Consider the following 1,881-nt stretch of genomic DNA (forward strand, 5'->3'; position numbering starts at 1 on the left):
CCTGATCGGCCGTGGAGAGGTGGGTCGTGCTGGCCGACTCAGCCTCCGGCACCGGGAAGAATCCACCCGGACGCCCGCTCACCGGCAGACCGGTCTGGTAGGGCATCGGGTCCCCCGCTTGAGGCCGCTCGCCCATGCGGTCCAGGGGGATCTCCTGCGCCCGTTCCCGCGCGTAGGCCTTGGAGGTGAGCCCCTCCACCGGGACATCGACGAAGGCCGGGTCGCCGTTGTACCAGCTCAGGTCGGCGAAGGCCCGCTTCAGCGCCTCGGCTTGCAGGTGGATCACCCGGGCGGAGGGGAAGGGCTCCCCCGTCAGGTCAAAGTTCTCCAGGATGTGCAGCGCCTCGACAACCGCCATGCCGCCCACCGGTGGCGGGGCCGAGACGATCTCATAGCCGCGGTAGCTGCCCCGGACCGGCTCCCGCTCGAAGGCCCGATAGTCGGCCAGATCGAAGGTGGTGATCAGACCGCCATTGGCCTCCATCGCCGCGGCCATCTGACGGGCGATCTCCCCCCGGTAGAAGGCGTCGGGCCCCTGCTCCGCCAGGATGCGCATGGTCCGGGCCAGATTGGGGTTCTTCAGGAGGTCCCCCTCCATGGGCGGGAACCCGTCGATCAGGTAGATGGAAGCCAGCTCGGGATCGGCCAGAATCGCCTCGTAGTTGTCGGCGATGGCTCCGGCCAGGGTGCTGCTCACCGGGAACCCTTCCTCGGCCAGCCGGATCGCCGGTTCCAGCACCTCGGCCAGGCTCATGGTCCCGTACCGGCTCAGGGCGGTGGCCAAACCGGCCACGGTCCCCGGAACGGCCACCGACTCCCAGCCGACGTTGGGCATCCGGTCGGGGAAGCGCTCGTAGGTGGCGGCGCGCGGGGCCACCGAGCGGTAGTCGATGGCGGTGACCTCCCCACTGGCCAGGCGGATGATCATCATGCCCTCGCCGCCCAGGCCGGAGGCATTGGGCTCCACCACCCCGAGGGCAAAGGCTGTGGCCACCGCCGCATCGATGGCGTTGCCGCCTCGCCGGAGCATCTCCAAGCCGGCCTCGGAGGCGAGGGGATGGGCCGACGCGACCATGCCCTGGCGGGCCCGTACCTCCGGGAGAACCGTCTCCTGGGCCACGCCAGTGCCCACGGCCATCCAAGCGACCAGCAACGCCAACATCAAACTCGCCAGCATTCGGCAGCGCCGACTGCCGAGCCCCTTGGACACGTTGAGAACCCCCTTTGCTCGCATTGCGTCTTCCCGTCCTCCCCGTCAGGTCAAGGCCTCCCGGTCGCGGGCGACCGGAGGAAGGCACCCAGCCCGTGCTCCATCAGATCGGTGTAGGTGGGCAGGCCCTCCACCACGATGGGGCGGCCGTCAGCGAAGAGCCCCACGTTCCGCAAGAAGGCCTGCAGAGCCGTGAGGTGGCGGGCCACCCGCCCGTGCAGCGGGTGGCCTTCCTCGTCGAAGGGAACGTAGAGGCGCCCGATGCGGCCGGCCTTCACGTAGGTGGGGTCCCGGCCTTCAACGACCAAGGCAGCGTCGGTCCGGCCGCGCAGGCGGCCCTGGGCTGGGTTGGCCGTCTCCATCAGGACCACCAGGGCCGGCGTGGCCTCACCCAGCTCCCGGTGGATGAGCCCCCGGAGCGATTCCGGTGAGGGCTCCAGGCCGATGGCCATCCCCTCCATCTCGACCTCCAACGCGACCCAGGCAGCCAGATCCATCGCTCGGGGATGGGCGACGATGGTGTTGATCACCGGATACTCGGGCGAAGCTTCGTGGAGGTCGATCACCAGGTCGGCCTCTTCCTGGAGGATCAGCTGGGTGATGGCATAGGCCACCTGCTCGGTCAGCGTCCCGTCGGGCCGTCCGGGGTAGCTCCGGTTGAGGTTACGGGT

Annotated in this window: 2 protein-coding genes; both read right to left on the reverse strand. The window is 69.6% G+C overall.

The window, feature by feature from the left end; genetic code table 11:
• A partial coding sequence (locus FWJ67_RS10895) for a gamma-glutamyltransferase family protein (RefSeq protein WP_304174455.1) occupies positions 1 to 1,162 on the reverse strand: 1,162 nt, incomplete at its 3' end.
• Between the two features lie 98 nt (positions 1,163 to 1,260).
• Positions 1,261 to 1,881 (reverse strand): succinylglutamate desuccinylase/aspartoacylase family protein (locus FWJ67_RS10900; protein WP_414482830.1); only part of this gene is annotated, 621 nt, incomplete at its 5' end.

Source organism: Limnochorda sp. (assembly GCF_047459355.1).
Taxonomy (GTDB): Bacteria; Bacillota; Limnochordia; order Limnochordales; family Limnochordaceae; genus Limnochorda.